The organism is Aeromonas sp. 160P (assembly GCF_055193095.1).
The window spans coordinates 2,654,706-2,671,979 of the sequence record NZ_JBUXKV010000001.1 but is presented as its reverse complement, the minus strand read 5'-3'; the positions used below and the strand labels follow the sequence as shown (position 1 = coordinate 2,671,979).

At 60.9% G+C, this 17,274-nt stretch carries 12 protein-coding genes; all 12 read left to right on the top strand.

What is annotated here, in order from left to right:
• Positions 1-538: 538 nt before the first annotated feature.
• The 12 genes from guaB to ACY8FN_RS12560 all read left to right on the top strand — a co-directional run bounded on the left by guaB (position 539) and on the right by ACY8FN_RS12560 (position 17,270).
• Positions 539-2,002: an IMP dehydrogenase gene (gene guaB, locus ACY8FN_RS12615; RefSeq protein WP_042022475.1), complete on the top strand. Its 1,464-nt coding sequence runs from the start codon at positions 539-541 to the stop codon at positions 2,000-2,002.
• 82 nt (positions 2,003-2,084) lie between these two features.
• A complete protein-coding gene (gene guaA / locus ACY8FN_RS12610; RefSeq protein WP_042022473.1) occupies positions 2,085-3,674 on the top strand; it encodes a glutamine-hydrolyzing GMP synthase in 1,590 nt (529 codons plus the stop codon).
• Between the two features lie 220 nt (positions 3,675-3,894).
• Positions 3,895-4,380 (top strand): YqhA family protein, encoded by a 486-nt coding sequence (locus tag ACY8FN_RS12605; protein WP_068978476.1) that lies wholly within the window; start codon positions 3,895-3,897, stop codon positions 4,378-4,380.
• A gap of 128 nt (positions 4,381-4,508) precedes the next feature.
• Positions 4,509-4,958 carry a hypothetical protein gene (locus tag ACY8FN_RS12600; RefSeq protein WP_463100190.1) on the top strand — a complete coding sequence of 150 codons (450 nt, stop codon included), beginning with the start codon at positions 4,509-4,511 and terminating at the stop codon, positions 4,956-4,958.
• 4 nt (positions 4,959-4,962) lie between these two features.
• A complete protein-coding gene (locus ACY8FN_RS12595; RefSeq protein ID WP_463100189.1) occupies positions 4,963-7,998 on the top strand; it encodes a YncE family protein in 3,036 nt (1,011 codons plus the stop codon).
• Positions 7,998-8,837 carry an FTR1 family iron permease gene (locus ACY8FN_RS12590; protein WP_234664070.1) on the top strand — a complete coding sequence of 280 codons (840 nt, stop codon included), beginning with the start codon at positions 7,998-8,000 and terminating at the stop codon, positions 8,835-8,837. Before ACY8FN_RS12595 ends, ACY8FN_RS12590 begins: the two co-directional genes overlap by 1 nt.
• A gap of 102 nt (positions 8,838-8,939) precedes the next feature.
• Positions 8,940-10,364 (top strand): NAD(P)/FAD-dependent oxidoreductase, encoded by a 1,425-nt coding sequence (locus ACY8FN_RS12585; RefSeq protein WP_463100188.1) that lies wholly within the window; start codon positions 8,940-8,942, stop codon positions 10,362-10,364.
• A gap of 139 nt (positions 10,365-10,503) precedes the next feature.
• A complete protein-coding gene (locus ACY8FN_RS12580) occupies positions 10,504-11,079 on the top strand; it encodes a hypothetical protein (RefSeq protein ID WP_463100187.1) in 576 nt (191 codons plus the stop codon).
• Between the two features lie 200 nt (positions 11,080-11,279).
• Positions 11,280-12,599, top strand: a complete 1,320-nt coding sequence (locus tag ACY8FN_RS12575) for a hypothetical protein (protein WP_463101168.1) — start codon at positions 11,280-11,282, stop codon at positions 12,597-12,599.
• Between the two features lie 62 nt (positions 12,600-12,661).
• Positions 12,662-14,317: a hypothetical protein gene (locus ACY8FN_RS12570; protein ID WP_463100186.1), complete on the top strand. Its 1,656-nt coding sequence runs from the start codon at positions 12,662-12,664 to the stop codon at positions 14,315-14,317.
• Positions 14,318-14,423: 106 nt separating this feature from the next.
• The gene (locus ACY8FN_RS12565; protein ID WP_101325006.1) at positions 14,424-15,623 is read left to right on the top strand and encodes a Bcr/CflA family multidrug efflux MFS transporter; all 1,200 of its coding nucleotides are present in this window, start codon (positions 14,424-14,426) and stop codon (positions 15,621-15,623) included.
• 576 nt (positions 15,624-16,199) lie between these two features.
• The gene (locus ACY8FN_RS12560) at positions 16,200-17,270 is read left to right on the top strand and encodes an isopenicillin N synthase family dioxygenase (protein ID WP_463100185.1); all 1,071 of its coding nucleotides are present in this window, start codon (positions 16,200-16,202) and stop codon (positions 17,268-17,270) included.
• Positions 17,271-17,274 lie beyond the last annotated feature (4 nt).

Here is a 17,274-nt window from a genome sequence, read left to right as displayed (position 1 = left end):
CAGACCCTTGATCTGGTTGATGATGTGCCTGACGGCAAATGCACTGTCCGTATCACGGAACCACCACTGAACCCAAAAAATGCTATCGGTCACCGGTCAGAGGTGCTTTGGTGGTATGACCACCTGAAAGCGGTCGTTTTATGGTCAATTCACGGGTTGAAAATGTGATCTGGGCACACTCATCCAGCCACGATGGCAAGCTGTATCTGTGTGGCCCGGATCCGTGCCAACCCGGCGCAGTTGGGGCGATGGCGCCATGTCGATGGTCGGGGATGTGATGACGCAAACCTCGGGGCGAGACACGTTGAGTGGATGTCTGCTGACGATATGGATGTTGTATAAAACAGCAACTGCTTCACTCTTTTTCATCAAAACGGCCATTTCAGGAGGGATAATCTTGGGTTTTTAGCCTGTTGGCGACCTAAAGTGCGGCTAGACCATAAAAAATCAAAAAAATTTCTTTACCAACACCCGATCGGTCAGTAAACTTCGTCGGCAATATTTTACACCCCCACTTCCTCAACGGTGAGATATTGCCATGCTCAGGATTACCAAAGAAGCGTTGACCTTCGATGATGTATTGTTGGTTCCCGCCCACTCCGATGTTCTTCCCAATACTGCCGATCTGCGTACCCAGCTGACCTCCTCTATCAGCTTGAATATCCCTATGATTTCCGCTGCCATGGACACAGTAACCGATGCCCGTCTGGCTATCGCACTGGCCCAGGAAGGCGGTATCGGCTTTATCCACAAGAACATGTCCATCGAGCAGCAGGCTGCCGAAGTGCGCAAGGTCAAGAAGTACGAAAGTGGCGTGGTCTCTGACCCCGTCACCGTACGCCCTGACATGACCATCGCCCAGGTCAAGGAGCTGAGCCACAAGAACGGCTTCGCCGGTTACCCTGTGGTGACCGAAGGCAACTTGCTGGTCGGTATCATCACCGGTCGTGACGTGCGCTTCGTGATTGATCTCTCCCAGACCGTCGAACAGATCATGACCCAGAAAGATCGCCTGGTGACCGTGCGTGAAGGAGCCCCTCGCGAAGAGGTGGTCGCCCTGATGCAAAAGCACCGTATCGAAAAAGTGCTGGTAGTCAACGCGGACTTCAAACTCAAGGGCATGATCACCGTTAAAGACTTCCAAAAAGCCGAGCGCAAGCCGCACGCCTGTAAAGACGACAAGGGTCGTCTGCGGGTGGGCGCTGCTGTGGGTGCCGGTGCCGGTAACGAAGAGCGCGTTGCTGCGCTGGTGGAAGCCGGTGTGGATGTGCTGCTGATTGACTCCTCTCATGGCCACTCCCAGGGTGTACTGGATCGCATCAAGGCAACCCGCGATGCCTATCCTGAGCTGCAGATCATCGGTGGCAACGTCGCCACTGCCTCTGGCGCACTGGCGCTGGTCGCGGCTGGCGTCAATGCGGTCAAGGTCGGTATCGGCCCTGGCTCCATCTGTACTACCCGTATCGTGACCGGTGTGGGTGTGCCGCAGATCACCGCTATCTCCGACGCCGTTGAAGCGTTGGAAGGCACCGGTATTCCAGTGATTGCCGATGGTGGCATCCGTTTCTCCGGTGACGTGGCCAAGGCCATCGCAGCTGGCGCCAGCTGCGTCATGGTCGGCTCCATGTTTGCCGGTACTGAAGAAGCGCCGGGTGAAATCGAGCTCTATCAGGGTCGCTCCTTCAAATCCTACCGTGGCATGGGCTCCCTGGGCGCCATGTCCAAGGGCTCCAGCGACCGCTACTTCCAGACCGATAACGCCGCTGACAAGCTGGTGCCGGAAGGGATCGAAGGTCGCGTGCCGTACAAGGGCCGCCTCAAAGAGATCATCCACCAGCAGATGGGCGGCCTGCGCTCCTCCATGGGTTTGACCGGCTGCGCCACCATCGACGACATGCGCACCAAGGCCGAGTTCGTGCGCATCTCCGGCGCCGGGATGAAAGAGTCCCACGTCCACGATGTGACCATTACCAAAGAAGCCCCCAACTATCGGATGGGCTGATCAAGACGGGGCTACGGCCCCGTTTTGTCACCGTTTTTATCCCCGTGATTTTTGTTAAACATCCGCCTGATGCAGGAATAACATGATTAAAAATATTCACGAACACCGTATCCTTATCCTGGATTTCGGTTCTCAGTACACCCAGCTTATCGCCCGCCGTGTCCGTGAAATCGGCGTTTACTGCGAACTGTGGGCCTGGGATGTTACCGAAGCGCAGATCCGCGAATTCAATCCCAACGGCATCATCCTCTCCGGCGGTCCGGAATCCGTGACCGAAGCAGGCAGCCCGCGCGCCCCCGAGTATGTGTTCAACGCCGGTGTACCTGTATTTGGCATCTGCTACGGCATGCAGACCATGGCCGAGCAGCTGGGTGGCAAGGTGCAATCCTCCACCGAGCGTGAGTTCGGTTACGCCAAGGTGGAAGTGCTGGGCGACTCTGGCAAGACCAGCGCCCTGCTGCGCAACATCGAAGATGCCATCGCTGACAACGGCAACGCGCTGCTGGATGTGTGGATGAGCCACGGTGACAAGGTCACCGACATTCCGGCCGATTTCAGCACCATCGCCAGCACCCCGACCTGCCCCCATGCGGCCATGGCCAATGAAGCCAAGCGCTTCTACGGCGTGCAGTTCCACCCGGAAGTGACCCACACCCGTCAGGGTGCCCGCATGCTGGAGCACTTCGTCAAAGATATCTGCGGTTGTGAATGCCTCTGGACCCCGGCCACCATCATCGACGACGCCGTTGCCCGCATCCGCGAGCAGGTGGGTGACGATGAGGTGATCCTCGGCCTCTCTGGTGGTGTCGACTCCTCCGTGGTCGCTATGCTGGTGCATCGTGCCATCGGTGATCGCCTCACCTGTGTGTTCGTTGACAACGGTCTGCTGCGTCTGAACGAAGGTGAGCAAGTGATGGAGATGTTCGGTGATCACTTCGGTCTCAACATCATCAAGGTTGCCGCTGAAGAGCGCTTCCTCTCTGCCCTGGCCGGTGAAGCCGAGCCGGAAGCCAAGCGCAAGATCATCGGCCGCGTGTTCGTGGAAGTGTTCGACGACGAAGCCAAGAAGCTGAAAAACGCCCGCTGGCTGGCACAAGGCACCATCTACCCGGATGTGATCGAATCTGCCGCCAGCGCCACTGGCAAGGCCCACGTCATCAAGTCTCACCACAACGTCGGCGGCCTGCCGGCAGAGATGAAGATGGGTCTGGTCGAGCCGCTGCGCGAACTGTTCAAAGATGAAGTACGCCGCGTTGGTCTGGAGCTGGGCCTGCCCTACGACATGCTCTACCGTCATCCGTTCCCGGGCCCGGGTCTGGGTGTTCGCGTACTGGGTGAAGTGAAGAAAGAGTACTGCGATATCCTGCGCCGTGCCGATGCCGTCTTCATCGAAGAGCTGCGCAAGGCCGACCTGTACAATCAGGTCAGCCAGGCATTTGCGGTGTTCCTGCCAGTGCGCTCCGTTGGCGTGATGGGCGATGGCCGCAAATATGACTGGGTGATTGCCCTGCGCGCCGTTGAGACCATCGACTTTATGACCGCTCACTGGGCCCATCTGCCCTATGACTTCCTCGGTCACGTGTCAAACCGCATCATCAACGAGATCAGCGGTATCTCCCGGGTGGTGTACGACATCTCCGGCAAGCCGCCAGCAACCATCGAATGGGAATAAGCCTCTTACTCTGATGCAGGTCAGTTAAGAACATGTGAGTCCCCTAGCGGGATCAGGACTCAACAGGGAGGGAGGCATTATGCCTCCCTCTTTTTATTGGTAACCCGTTTACTTTTTATGGGCGCAAGCAGGATGCTACCGCCATAATGAGCCGCCACAGGCGTGATCCCTCGCTGGCTGTTCACGTCATACTCACACTATTTTCAACATCGGAGTTCTCATGCGTCGATTCAATTTCATGCTCAATGGCAGCCGGTTGATGATGTTCCCCTTCTACGTCTGCATTCTGGTGTGCGTGGCCCTGCTGATGGTGAAGTTTGCCATGCAGCTCTATCTGCTCTGCATCAACATCATCGAGATCCACTATATGGACCTCATCACCGGCGTGCTGACCCTGGTGGACTTCGTGCTGGTGGCCCAGATGCTGATCCTGGTGGCGGTCTGCGGCTATGTGCAATTTATCCAGACCCAGGAGCAGCGCGAGGCCATCGGCGACAACTGGCTCAGCAAGATCAACTTTGCCTCCCTCAAGCTCATCGTCATCAACTCGCTGGTCACCATCGCCGGGGTCGAGGTGCTCAAAGCCTTCCTCGAAGATGGCATCACCAATGAAGTGGAGATGAAGTGGTCAGTCATCGTCTTTCTCGCCTTCTCGGTCGCCGCACTCATCTATGCCGTAACCGAGCGGATGGCAGATCATAAATAGTCGGGCTTGATCACTGTGCTTGTTCAGCCTTGATTCACCAGCAATACAATTGATAACTCTTTTCATTACCCTTACTGCGTTATAAACTTGCTCCCCCCGGGCGGCACCGCCCGGGCGTTGGAGCATTTATGACAAGCCTTTCCCTCTCACCCCGACAGTTCTGGCAGTGGCTGGCCTATCACCATCAGGCCGCCGAGGGCTCCCTCTATCTGATGTTCTTCTCCGGCCTGCTGTTGTGGGAGCCACTGACCCCGATCTGGTCACTGGCGCGCTGGAGTCTGTTTCTCCATGTGATGCTCTCGCTCACCCTGTTTCCGCTGCTGTTTGGCGCCTTCTGGCTCTCCCATCGCGCATTACTGAACCGCAGCAACAAACCCTTTTTGCGCACCACGGGGCGAATTATCGAAGCCCTGCTGCTGGTCTGTCTGGCCAGCGGCCTGCTGCTGGTGCTGCACGGCACCCCGGGCGATGGCATGGGCAGCCTCGCCAGCTGGGCCCACTGGCTGAGCGCGTTAGCGTTAACTCCTCTGGTGCTGCGCCACGCCTGGCGCTGGACCATCTTGAAATGGCGCTCCTGATCCCATGTTGAAGTCATCTCTTTGTGCATGTTTGTCACCCCTGCTGGCCCTCGTCCTGCTGCTGACCAGCCCCTTTACCACTGCCCAACAGATGGGCGCCGGGATGATCGCCTATGAGGAGGGGCAAAGCCCGCACCTCGTCACCGCCAACCTGAGCGCAGGCTCGGTCACCCTGCTTGAGCGCGATAGCGGCAAGCGACTCAAAGAAGTGCAGCTGGGGGGCGATCTGCGCCAGCTTGCCCGCTCCGATGACGGCACCCTACTGGTCACCGACTACCGCGGTGATCGCCTGCTGCTGCTGGATGATGATCTCGACCTTGAGAAAGTGATTCCCACCGGCCATCGCCCATATGGCGTCATCTTCGATGCCAAGCGGCAGTGGTTCTGGGTCACGCTGTTCGAATCGGCTCGCCTGCAGGCTTACGACACCGCGGGCAACCTCCAGCTGGATGCAGAAACCGCCGAGACACCGCGCGGAGTGGCCCTGACCGACGATGATCGCCTGCTGCTGACCCACGCCATGACCGGCCAGCTCGCCATCTATGATCTCGCCAAGCTGGGGAACGGGAGCACGGGGGCCACCCTGCCCAAGCCGCGCCTGATAACCCTGGCTGAAACCCACAGCAACACGCCGAGCGACTCCCAAGGCTTGCCGCGCCTGCTCGATGGCATCGCCCTCTCCCCCGATGGCAGCGAAGCCTGGCTGCCCCACGTGCTGTGGAGCTTTGATCACCCCTTCCAGTTTCAAAGCACCGTCTTTCCGGCGGTCTCCATCATCGATCTCGATGAGGAGAGTGAGCGCATCACTGAACGAATAGACGAACGCAAGCAGCTCTTTTTGCAGATCAATCTGCCAAGCGTCGGCAACCGCAGCCAGATCGTCTCCAACCCGTTCGCGGCGCGCTTCGCCGCCGATGGCAAGCGGGTCTATCTGACCCTGGCGGGCTCGGAAGATCTGCTGGTGTTTGATCTGTCGCGCAGCGGCAAGTCCAACAACAACCGTCACCGCCGCAAGAAGTTTCAGGGGGGCGCCAAGGCGACCCAGCTCTTGCGTCACCTGCCGGGCCAGAATCCGCGGGATCTGCTGATCGATGGCTACCATATTCTGGTGCACAACGCCATGGGGCAGGATCTCACCCGCCTCAATAGCGGCGGCAGCGGTCCGTTTGCCCGGGTCACCGTCGATGTGCCCCACTTCGCCAAGCTGGTAGAGACGGATCCCCGCCCCGAACCGCTCCAGCGCGGCGAGCGGCTGTTCCATCTTGGTAACACGCTCGGCAACAACGGCGCCAATGCACGCTTCCCCATGGCGGGGGACAACTGGATGAGCTGTAACTCCTGCCATCTGGATGGGTTCAACTTCACCAACCGCTATCTGATGGCAGCCCATCGCCAGAAGAGCGGCGACAACGCCATCAACGGCCACGCCAACCTCACCAACATGGTGGCGGGGGATTTTGTCGGCGAATACCTGCGCATGACCCAGCAGACCCAGGGCGGCATGGGCCATGACACCCGCGATGGCGCCGAGGCGGTTGACCCCGCCAAGCCTCAGCCCGAGGTGAAGGCGATGATGGAGGATCTGCATGCTTTCGTGACCGCCGATGGCAACCTCCCCTATCTCGCCAACTGGCTGCGACTCGATGCCCCGCGCACGGATCCCGCCAAGGCACCGACCACCCACCCGAAAGAGTGGCTCAACTCCGCCTCCTGCCAGAACTGCCACCAACAGGCGTTTGCGGACTGGAGCGAGAGCAACCACCGGCTGATGGGCAACTCCCACCCCTACTACAAGGTGGTGCAGGCGCTGGCCCGCGAAACCGAAGGGGAAGCGTTCGGCCAGTGGTGTCAGGGCTGCCACATGCCCCAGCAGGTGATGACCGGCCAGATGGATCTGCCCAAGGGCTCCCACATGTTCGAGCAGGGCGGCGCCTCGCTGATTGCCGCCCACAAGGCTGGCGAACCTGTGGTGGAGGAAGGGACTGGCTGCGTGCTCTGCCATCGCATCACCAAAGTGGAAGACGCGGGCGGCAACAGTGCCTTTACGGTCAATTTGAAAGACCGCGAGAGCTATGTGTTCGAGGATGCCCCGGGTGGCAGCCTCCAGCACTGGCTGGCCGAGCGGCAGATCAACGCCCGTCCGGCGGCCCACAAAGCCTCCTATCAGAAGGATTTCTACCGCGACGCAGCCCTGTGCAAGTCGTGCCACAACGAGTTTGCCCCGGGCACCGGCGCCAATATTGTCAACACCTGGGACGAGTGGGAAAAATCCAGCTTTGCGAACGCGGAGGATCCTGCCAAGCGGCGCACCTGCATCGACTGCCATATGAACCCGGAGCCGGGCAATGGCGGCGCGCCGGTGGCGGGCCAATCCACCGAAAACGGCACCATGAAGGCGCGGCTCTATCGCCACAACTTTACCGGCGCCCAGCACCAGCTGGTGGGGCTGCGCAATCCCGACCTTGAGCAGGAGAGTCTGGCCCTGTTGCGCTCCAGCGCCACGCTCTCGGTCCGGATCGAACCCCTCTCTGCCCGTATCGGCCAAGCAGCCGATAGCCAGCAACTGGTGGTGCGGGTCGCCAATACCGGCGCGGGCCACGCCCTGCCCACCGGGGTGGCCGATTTTCGTGAACTCTGGCTGGAGCTGACCGTCATCGACGCTACCGGCAAGCTGGTGCTTGCCAGCGGCCAGCCGGTGGATGGTGCCGTTCCTGAGGATGCGCGACTGTTTCGCAAAGTGTTCGGCGATGCCGAGGGCAAGCCGGTGGGGCTCAAGTTCTGGCGTTACGCCAAGCTCTTGGAAGATACCCGCATTCCGGCCGATGGCTGGCGCGATGAAGCCTGGCCGCTGCCCGCGGATACCCGGGGGCCCTTCAAGACCGATATCAAACTCAATTTCCGCACCTACCCCAAGTGGGTCAATGATGCGGTGCGCGCCGCCGAGCCCAGCTTGCCGGAGCCACCCATAGTGCAGCTAAATCGGTTGCAACTTACCCTGCAACCTCTCCCCGTCACGCCCGCTACGGAGCCTCAATCCTGATGTTTGCAAGTTTTCTCATTACCCTGCGCGAGGGGCTGGAAGCCTTCCTGCTGGTCGGCATCTGCCTCTCCTACCTCGCCAAGCTGGGGGCGAGCCGCTACAACAAGTTCATCTATCTGGGGGTGGGGCTTGGCCTTATCGCTTCCCTTGTGGTCGCCTTCCTGTTCCAGGTGGTGGTGAGCCAGTTCGAGAGCGAGCGCTACAACCACCTCTTGATGGCGGGGATCCTGATCTTCGCCACCTTGGTGCTCACCTATATGGCGATCTGGATGCAAAAGCAGGCCAAATCCCAGGTGGGAGCCATGACGGCACGCATCGATGCGGCTATCGATGGCGGCAACCTGTTTGGTCTGGTGCTGCTCGCCTTCCTTGCTGTGATGCGCGAAGGGTTTGAAACCGTGCTCTTCTTCTCCGCCCTGCTCTACTCCGGGCAAGGGGTGGATCTGCAATCCGGCCTGATGGGCGCGCTGGCGGGGCTGCTGGTCTCCATCGCGCTGGTGTGGGGGCTGCTGCGCTCCACCCGCAAGGTGGCGCTGGCCCCCTTCTTCCGCTGGACCGGTCTGCTCATCATCATCATCGCCGCAGGCTTGCTCTCGTCCGCCGTCAACATGTTGCAGGCGGCAGACATCATCACCTTCTGGACCACACCGGTGTTCGACATCAGCCACATTCTCGACGATCAGGGGGTATTTGGTACCTTCCTGCGCGCCCTGTTTGGCTACAATGCCTCACCCGCTGGCTTGCAGCTGCTGACCTGGGCTCTCTATCTGGCGATCTTCGTTACCCTCTGGCAGCGCAGCTATCGACCGCAGGTGAACGCCGCATCCAGCAAGGGCTGAGCCCGCACGCCCTGTGGCAACAAGGCCACGGGGTAACAACACTATTCGGGAGCCGCGCCTTGGCGCGGTTCCCTTATCTATCAAGCAGTTTCGGAATAAGTCATGAGCGATAACAACAAGAAAAGCATTGCAGTGCTGGGCGCTGGCCCCGCCGGTTTGATGGCCGCCTGGCGCCTCTGTCAGGCCGGTTTTGCGGTCACCCTGTTCGAGCAGGAGCCGGTGGTCGGCGGCATGTGCGCCACCCAGACCTTCAAGGGGCGCGATGGGGAGTATCGCTTTGACTACGGCGGCCACCGCTTTATCACCAAGAACCCCGAGCTGCTCGCCTTTATCGACGAGCTGATGGGGGACGATCTGCTCCACGCCGAACGCAAGAGTGTGATCCGCTTTGGCGGGCGCACCTATGACTACCCCTTGAACCTGCCCAACCTGCTCAAAACGGCGCCGCTCGCCCTGATGGCCGGTGCGGTAAAAGACTTGCTGCTGTTGCCTTTTGCCAAGAAGCCCACCGATTTTGCCAAGGCGAGCTTTGCCGAGTGGATCCAGAGCCACTTTGGCCGCACCCTCTATCGCCAGTTCTTCGAGGGTTACACCGGCAAACTGTGGGGCATCAACCCGGACCAGCTCTCCGCCGACTGGGCCGGTCAGCGCATCAGCCTGATCGATCTCAAAGACGTGGCGCGCCGCCTGCTGCCAAGACGCAACGGCAGCCTCTCGGTGCGCACCTATGCCCGCAAATACCGCTACCCCAAATATGGTTTTGGCCAGATCTTTACCACTCTGGGCGAGCGGTTGGTGACAGAGGGGGTTGAGCTCAAAACCGGCGCCACCATCACCCGCCTTGAGCAGGCTGATGGCCGCATCGAACGGGTATATTGGAAACAAGATGACGTTGAGCAGAGCGAGCGTTTTGATCAGGTGATCTCCACCCTGCCGCTGCCGCTCACCTGCCAGCATCTAGGCTTGCCGTGCGATCTGCACTACCGGTCGCTTCGCTTCGTCAATATGCCCCTCAAACAGGAAAACCTGTCGGACAACACCTGGCAGTACCTCTCCGACCCTCATATTCTGGCGACCCGCCTGCAAGAGCCGCGCCGCCGCAGCCCCTTTATGGCGCCCCAGGGCCAGACCTCGGTGATGCTGGAGATCCCCTGCAACCCGGGGGATGCCACCTGGCAGGCACCGCTCGCCGATCTGCGTGGTCGGGTCACCGCTGATCTGGCGAGCCTCGGCGTCGATACCGCCAAGCTTGGCGATGAGACCTTTGAGGCCCGCAGCGAGTACGCTTATCCGCTGATGGATCTCGGCTATCAGGCCCGCCGCAACGACGCCATCAAGGCGCTGATGCCGATCAATAACCTCATCATGACTGGCCGTCAGGGGACATTCCGCTACATCTTCACCGACACCGCCATGGAGATGGGGATGATGGCCGCCGACATGGTGATCGACGGGGTGGACAGACGCCACGCCATCTTTAACCATCGCAACGAAAATACCGTGATCGAGACCCAGAGCGTGGCCTGAGGATTGTCGGTGTCCAACAGGTAGACAGACGCCGCAACACCTTCAACCATCGCAACGAGAACACCGTGATTGAAACCCAGAGCGTGGCCTGATGGCCGCGCCATTGGCATAACCTCTTGGCATAAGTAAGGAGAACAGGATGACCATACGCCCGGTTTTACTCGCCCTCACCCTGCTGTTGACGCTCAGCGGACTGACCCTCAGCGAACAAGCACAGGCATACTCCTATGCCGCCGCCGGCAAGGAGCCACTGATCGACGCCCGCGAAGCGCTGCTGGGCGCCGCCACTGATGGCAAGGATGCCAGCGCCACCTTGAGCGAGATTGCCGACGAGCTGGCCTATCTGGAACAGCACCACAAGGTGGATCTGCAAGCGCCGCTGGCGGCCGCCATCAAGGGGAAAGACGCCGCCGCCACCGCTGCCCTGCTCAACTGCGCCTACAAGGCGGAGATCGAACGCCGCCTCGAAGGGGCCAGTCAGAATCTTGGCGACTACCAGACCGCCAAGGTGCTGGTGGTCAAGAGCAAGCGCTTCCTCGATTTGATCCTCCCCTCCCTCAGTGAAGGGGATCGCAAGGCGGCCGAACAGGCGCTGGCCAAGGTGCTGGATGCCATCGGCAACCCGGGGGTATTCGGGGTGGGCGCCAAGCCTGCCGATGCCGCCGCCTTTAGCGATGCAGAAAAAGCGCTGATGGCCGTGCTGGCGCCACTTTGATGACCACCAGCCAATCACTGCGCCATCTCGCTGTGACAAACGGTGGGTTTCACTTCGCGCTACCCACCCTACGCACAGCCTGCCGATAGATGCACCCGGACGCCGGTTTGCCCCCTTCTCCCCTTGCGGTAGAAGGGTTGGGGATGAGGGGGAAGGCAAGGTCCCGGCGTTGGGCTTACCCCTGCTCAACCACCATTTTGCTGCTCATTCTGCTGCAACTGGCCTGGCTCGGCTGGCTGCTGGCCTTCCCGGTGGCGCTCGATTCCGACGATGCCCTCAATTTCGCCCACGGGGTGACGCGCTTTAGTGTGCTGGAGTTCTCCCCCCACTTTCCGGGCTACCCCGCCTTTATCTGGCTGGCGCGGCTGATCAATCTGGTGGTAGACGATCCAGCCCGCGCAGTGCAATGGGCAAGCCTGCTGGGCACAGCACTGCTGGCGCCGCTCGCCGCCTTGCTGGCGGTCAAGGTGTGGCAGCGGCCCAGCCTGCTCGCCCCCGTCTGGCTGCTGGTGCTGGCCCTGCCACTTACACCTACGCTGGCCCTCTCCGGCCTTTCGGATGGGTCCGCGCTCGCCGCCTGGCTCGGGGCGCTGCTGGCCTTGCAGCATCGCAGGATGACGCTGACAGGCCTCATGCTTGGGTTGCTGCTGGCCCTGCGCCCTTCCTATTTCGTGCTGGCGCTGCTGCCCCTTTGGCTGGGGATGGCACAGAAGGGAACGCGCGTCAGGTTTGTGCTCCCCATCGCGCTGGTGGGGCTCACCAGCCTGCTCTTTGTCTGGCAGGCCGATGGCTGGGCCTATTTCAGCGAGGGGCGACGCTTTACCGACGGCCACTTTACCCTGTGGGGCAACACGGCGGCGGCCCACGGCGATCGGCTGCTGAGCTGGGCGAGTACTTTCAACGATCAGCTCACCCCGCTTTGGCCCCTGTTGATGGGGGCCTTGCTGATGCTGCCACTTTGGCAGCGCTCAAAAGGCCACCCAGCTGCCCTCTCCACCCTTTGGTCGATCTACTGGCTCGCCCTGCAGCTCTGGACCCTGTTTGGCCAGAATCCCGATAATCCTCGCCATCTGGCCCCCATCACCCTGCTCGGTATCGTGCTGCTGGCAGGCTGGCTGCCACGCCGTGGCGAGAGACTGGCAGTGGTGGCCGGATTGCTGCTGCTCGGCGCAACCTTCACCCTGCCCCGTCCGCCCGCCATGGTGCAGGCGGCCAGAGTGGCAGAAAAAAGCTGCCCGGCGCTGGTGACCCAGTGGGGGGTGAGGCTGCTGCGGGAGACCACGGCACTGCCGGTGACGGACGGCTGGTACAAGGGGGATGCGAGCCTCGCGCTGGCACAAGGGGCCTGCCGCCTCAGTCGCCGCCCGATAGCCGCGAGCGAGATGCCCACTGCGGTGCGCCAGCACTGGTTTGCCCCGCGCTTTGCCGCCGAGCCCGGACTCTGGCTCGCCATCCCTTCGCAGCAAGCAATAGCACCAATGACAAACAACATAAAAAGAGCACAAAACGCACTCAAATGACTCAAAAAGAGAGTTGCAACTCGGTTACACTCACTGCGCATCCATAACAAGTGAGTCTCCTTATGCGTATGACCAGAGAGTGGCTATGGGTTCCACTGGCACTGATGACAGCAACCGCCCTGCTATTGCTGCCGTTTTGGCTACGTGGGGGCAGTCAGGGCCATGACCTGTTTCACCACCTGCTCTCCGGTCACTTCTTTGCGGTGCAACTGTGGCAAGGGGAGCTCTATCCCCGCTGGCTGATGGAGATGAACGGCGCCTTCGGCAGCCCGGCATTCTTCTTTTATCCCCCACTCCCCTACTATGTGAGTGCCCTGTTCGCTGGCCCCGAGCCCCTCGCCCATCACGCCATGATCCCCCTGCTCTGGAGCAACACTCTGGCACTCGGTTTATCCGGGCTGTTTGCTTATCTCTGGCTGCGCCCCTTTGCCACGCCGGGGCGCGCGCTGGCCGCCAGCCTGCTCTACATGGCACTGCCCTATCATCTGGCGATCGACATCTATGCCCGCTTTGCGCTGGCCGAGAGCTGGGCCTTTGTCTGGGCACCGCTGGCGCTGCTGGCCCAGGATCGCCTCTGCCGCCGAGCCCCTTTTGCTCTGCTGCTGCTCGCACTGGCTGTCGCCTTGCTGACCCTCTCCCATCTGCCGAGCACCCTGCTCATTCTGGGGTTGCTCACCGTGCGCAGCCTGCTGTTGGCCTGGCGTAGCAAGATAACCCTGCACCTCTGGCCCACCCTGCTGGGCCAACTCTGGGGATTGGCAATGGCCAGCCTGTTGCTGCTGCCAGCCTTGTTGGATCAGGGGGGGATCTCCATGGATCAGATGCGCATTGGCATGTTCGAGTTTCACCGCAACTTCCTTGACCGTCTGCCCGAAACCAGTAGTGACTGGCGTTTTCGCGGCCATCTGGCCTGGCTGACCCTGCTCACCCTCGTCCTGCTACTGGTGGCATGGGCTGCCGCCCGCGAACCACGCCATCCGGAACTGCTGATCTGGGGCACCCTGGGCACCCTCAGCTTTTTAATGATGCTCCCCTTGAGCGAGCCACTCTGGCACCTGCTACCTCCACTACAGCTGGTGCAGTTTCCCTGGCGGCTCAATCTGCTGCTGGTGATCGCTACCGTGGCGGTGGTGGCGCTGGGTGTCCCCGCCTATCGACCATGGCAATGGCTCTGGTGGACGGTGCTGGCCCTCACCCTGCTTTCGCAGGCGGTCTATGTGCATGAATCGCCGCTCACCCAGGCGCCGCAAAAGAGCGCGCTGGACGGGGAGTTTGACAGCAAACGCAGCGCCCGCGAATACCGGCCAAAGCAGGTGCCAAAAGGCATGTTTGCCCCGACCCTGCTGGCCTGGAAAGATGAATTTCAACCCGCGGTCACCACAGAGCAGCAAGGGATCTCATGGCAGATCCTCAACTGGCAGCCACGGCAGATCGTCCTGACCGTCGATGCGCCAGCCCCTGCCAAACTGATCCTGCACCAATTTGACTACCCGGGCTGGCAAGCCAAGCTAGATGACACCTTGCCACTGACCATCAGCAGCACCCGCAATGGGCTGATACAGGTGTGGGTGCCTGCAGGTCGCCATCAGGTTACTTTCACCCTGACCGCCCGCTGGCCGGAGCGGCTCGGTTACGGCCTCTCTCTCATCGCCTGGTTGATCTGGAGCCTGCTGCTGGCCAGTCAGATCCGCACCCTGCGGCGCCAGCGCCAAGGCTAACACCTGCCCCCTCCGGTGAGGGGGCAGGAACGCCATGCCCGACGACGCTAAAGCTGATAGAATTCCCGCTCTTCTTCTGCCGCCATAGTTCACGACCGGATAACTTATGCCCCACAGACATACCCTCCCTCTCTCACCCCGCTTTCTCTTTATTCTGCTTGGCGCGTTGGCAGGCCTGACTCCGCTGGCGGTGGACATGTACCTGCCCGCCATTCCGGCCATTGCCCGGGACTTGGCTACCAGCATTGATGGGGCCCAGCTCACCATCAGCGCCTTTTTGGGCGGCTTTGCCATCGGCCAACTCTTTTACGGCCCGCTGGCCGACAGCTATGGCCGCAAGCCGGTGATCCTGATCGGGCTCACCATGTTTGCCATCGCGTCTGTGGGTTGCGCCATGGCAGACTCCCTGCCGGAACTGCTGGCTTATCGGATGTTGCAGGCGGCTGGCGGCGCAGCAGGATCTGTGGTGGTGAATGCCTTGCTGCGCGACCTTTTCGAGAAGGATGCGTTTTCCCGCGCCATGTCATTCGTCATTCTGGTGATGACGCTGGCACCGCTGGTGGCCCCCGTGATTGGCGGCTATATCAGCGCCCATACCAGCTGGCGAGTGATCTTCTGGCTGCTGGTGGGGATCAGCCTGTTGGTGTCCTTGGTGATGCAGTGGAAAATTCAGGAGACCCTCAAACCGGAACACCGCCAACCCCTTAATCTCGGCCAGATCCTCAAGAACTACTGGGGGGTGCTCTCCCATCGCGGCGCCATGGGTTACGTGCTGTGCGGTGCCCTCTCCAGCTCCGGCATGTTCGCTTTTCTCAGCGCCTCACCCTACGTCTATATCGAGTATTTCAAGGTGCCGACCGAGCACTACGGCTGGCTGTTTGGCCTCAATATCCTGCTGATGATGGTGGTCACCTTCGTCAATAGCCGACTGGTGAAAGGGGTGGGCTCAGAGCGGATGCTACAATACGGCCTGCTGGTGCTGCCCTGTGCGGGCGCCCTGCTGATCTACAACGCCTGGAGCCAGACCGGCGGCCTGTGGGGCATAGTGATTCCGGTGGTGCTCTTTATCGGCCACATCAGTCTGGTGGGGGCCAATGCCATGACCGGCCTGATGGGGCAGTTCCCCCAGTCAGCGGGCACAGCGTCCGCACTGGCGGGCACCTTGCGCTTTGGCATCGGCGCCCTGGTCGGCATTCTGGTTAACCTCAATCCCCCCCAATCGCCACTGCCCATGGCCATCGCCATCGCCTGCTGTGGCGTGGGATCGGCCCTGAGCTACTGGGTATTGAAAACGCCCAGTGAATAACCCGACTGGCCCGGAACATCTCCGGGCCAACCTCCCAATTACTTAGACCCCTCCCTGATTGATCCACACATGGGCACCGATACTGCTCAGGTAACCTAGCGTGATAGCTGGCATCCATGTCAGCTGCCCCACAAAGGTATGGATGCCGTGCGCTTGCCCCACCCCGTCAAAGGAGGGTTGCCGAGCTGTCGAACTCCTGCCCTCGTTGGGGGTGAAAGCATCTTTAATGTGATTGGTATTATCCCCCCCTTCTTGCCGTGGGGAGTGCTCCTGCGGGTTGGCTACGGCTCCCCGTTGCGACTCACGCGGCATGCTGTTGTCTAACAGACAGCATGGCCACACAATTTCGAATTCAATCCCGAATTCAATTTCGAATTTTGTATATAACTAAGAATAATTTGTTGTTTCCGTCTTTCTAAACCGCACAGTAGCATCCCCCTCATCCAAATGGCGCAATCACCTGGGCTCACTATGCCACGCTGTCGCGCCACCCCGTTTGCCGCTCATCCGTCCTGCCAACCGTGGTGGCAGGGCAAGAGATGGCGCCAGAGATAACGAAAGAGTGAGGAGGTGCACATGGAACATTCACCACTGCCGATCATCGATCTGGCCGCCCTCAAGGGGGCGCCCGACACGCGTCTCAGGATGCTGGCCAAGTTGGCCACAGCTGCCCGCGAGGTGGGCTTTTTCTATCTGACAGGACATGGTCTGAGTAACGCCGAGCAGCGGGAAACCCTGGCGCTGGCAGAGCGCTTCTTTGCCCTGCCGGAGCAGGAGAAGCTGGCGGTGCAGATGGTCAACAGCCCCCAGTTTCGCGGCTACAACCGGGTCGGTGCCGAGCTGACCCGCCAACGGCCTGATCTGCGGGAGCAGTTCGATATCATGAACGAAGCACAGGCCCTGCCTTCGGCGCAGATCCGTGCACCCTGGCAGCGGCTGATCGGCCCCAACCAGTGGCCGACCGCCCTGCCAGAAATGAAAACCCACCTACTGGCGCGGCAGGAGCGGCTGAGCAAGATCACCCTCACCCTGCTCGCCGCCTTTGCCGAGGTACTGGAGCAACAGGCCGGAGTGTTCGACGGAAGCATTCGCGGCGCCCCCTACCAGCACATGAAGCTCATTCACTACCCGGGGCAAGAGGCTGGCAGCAGCAGTCAGGGGGTCGGCGCCCACAAGGATCCCGGTTACCTGACCCTGGTAATGCAAGATGAACAATCCGGGCTTGAGGTAGAAACAGCCGACGGCTGGATCTCGGCGCCGCCCCTGCCGGGGGCGCTGGTGGTCAATATCGGCGAGCTGCTGGAGCTTGCCTCCAACGGTTATCTCAAGGCGACCCTGCATCGGGTGATGAGCCCGCCACCCGGCATCTCGCGCCTCTCTTGCGCCCTCTTTATGGCGGCGCGGCTCGATGCCACCGTGCCGCTGCTCACCCTCTCCCCCGCGCTGGCGGCGCAGGCACAAGGGCCCGAGAGCGACCCGGCCAACCAGCTCTTTTATCAGGTGGGGGAGAATGTGCTCAAGGGGCGGCTGCGCTCCCACCCGGATGTGGCGGCGCGTCACTATACCGCTCAGGATGCCAGCAACTATGCTGCGCCATCGCAGCCGAGGGAGCGGTCGAAGGAGCAGCGGGAGCGGGAACTGGCCTGATCCA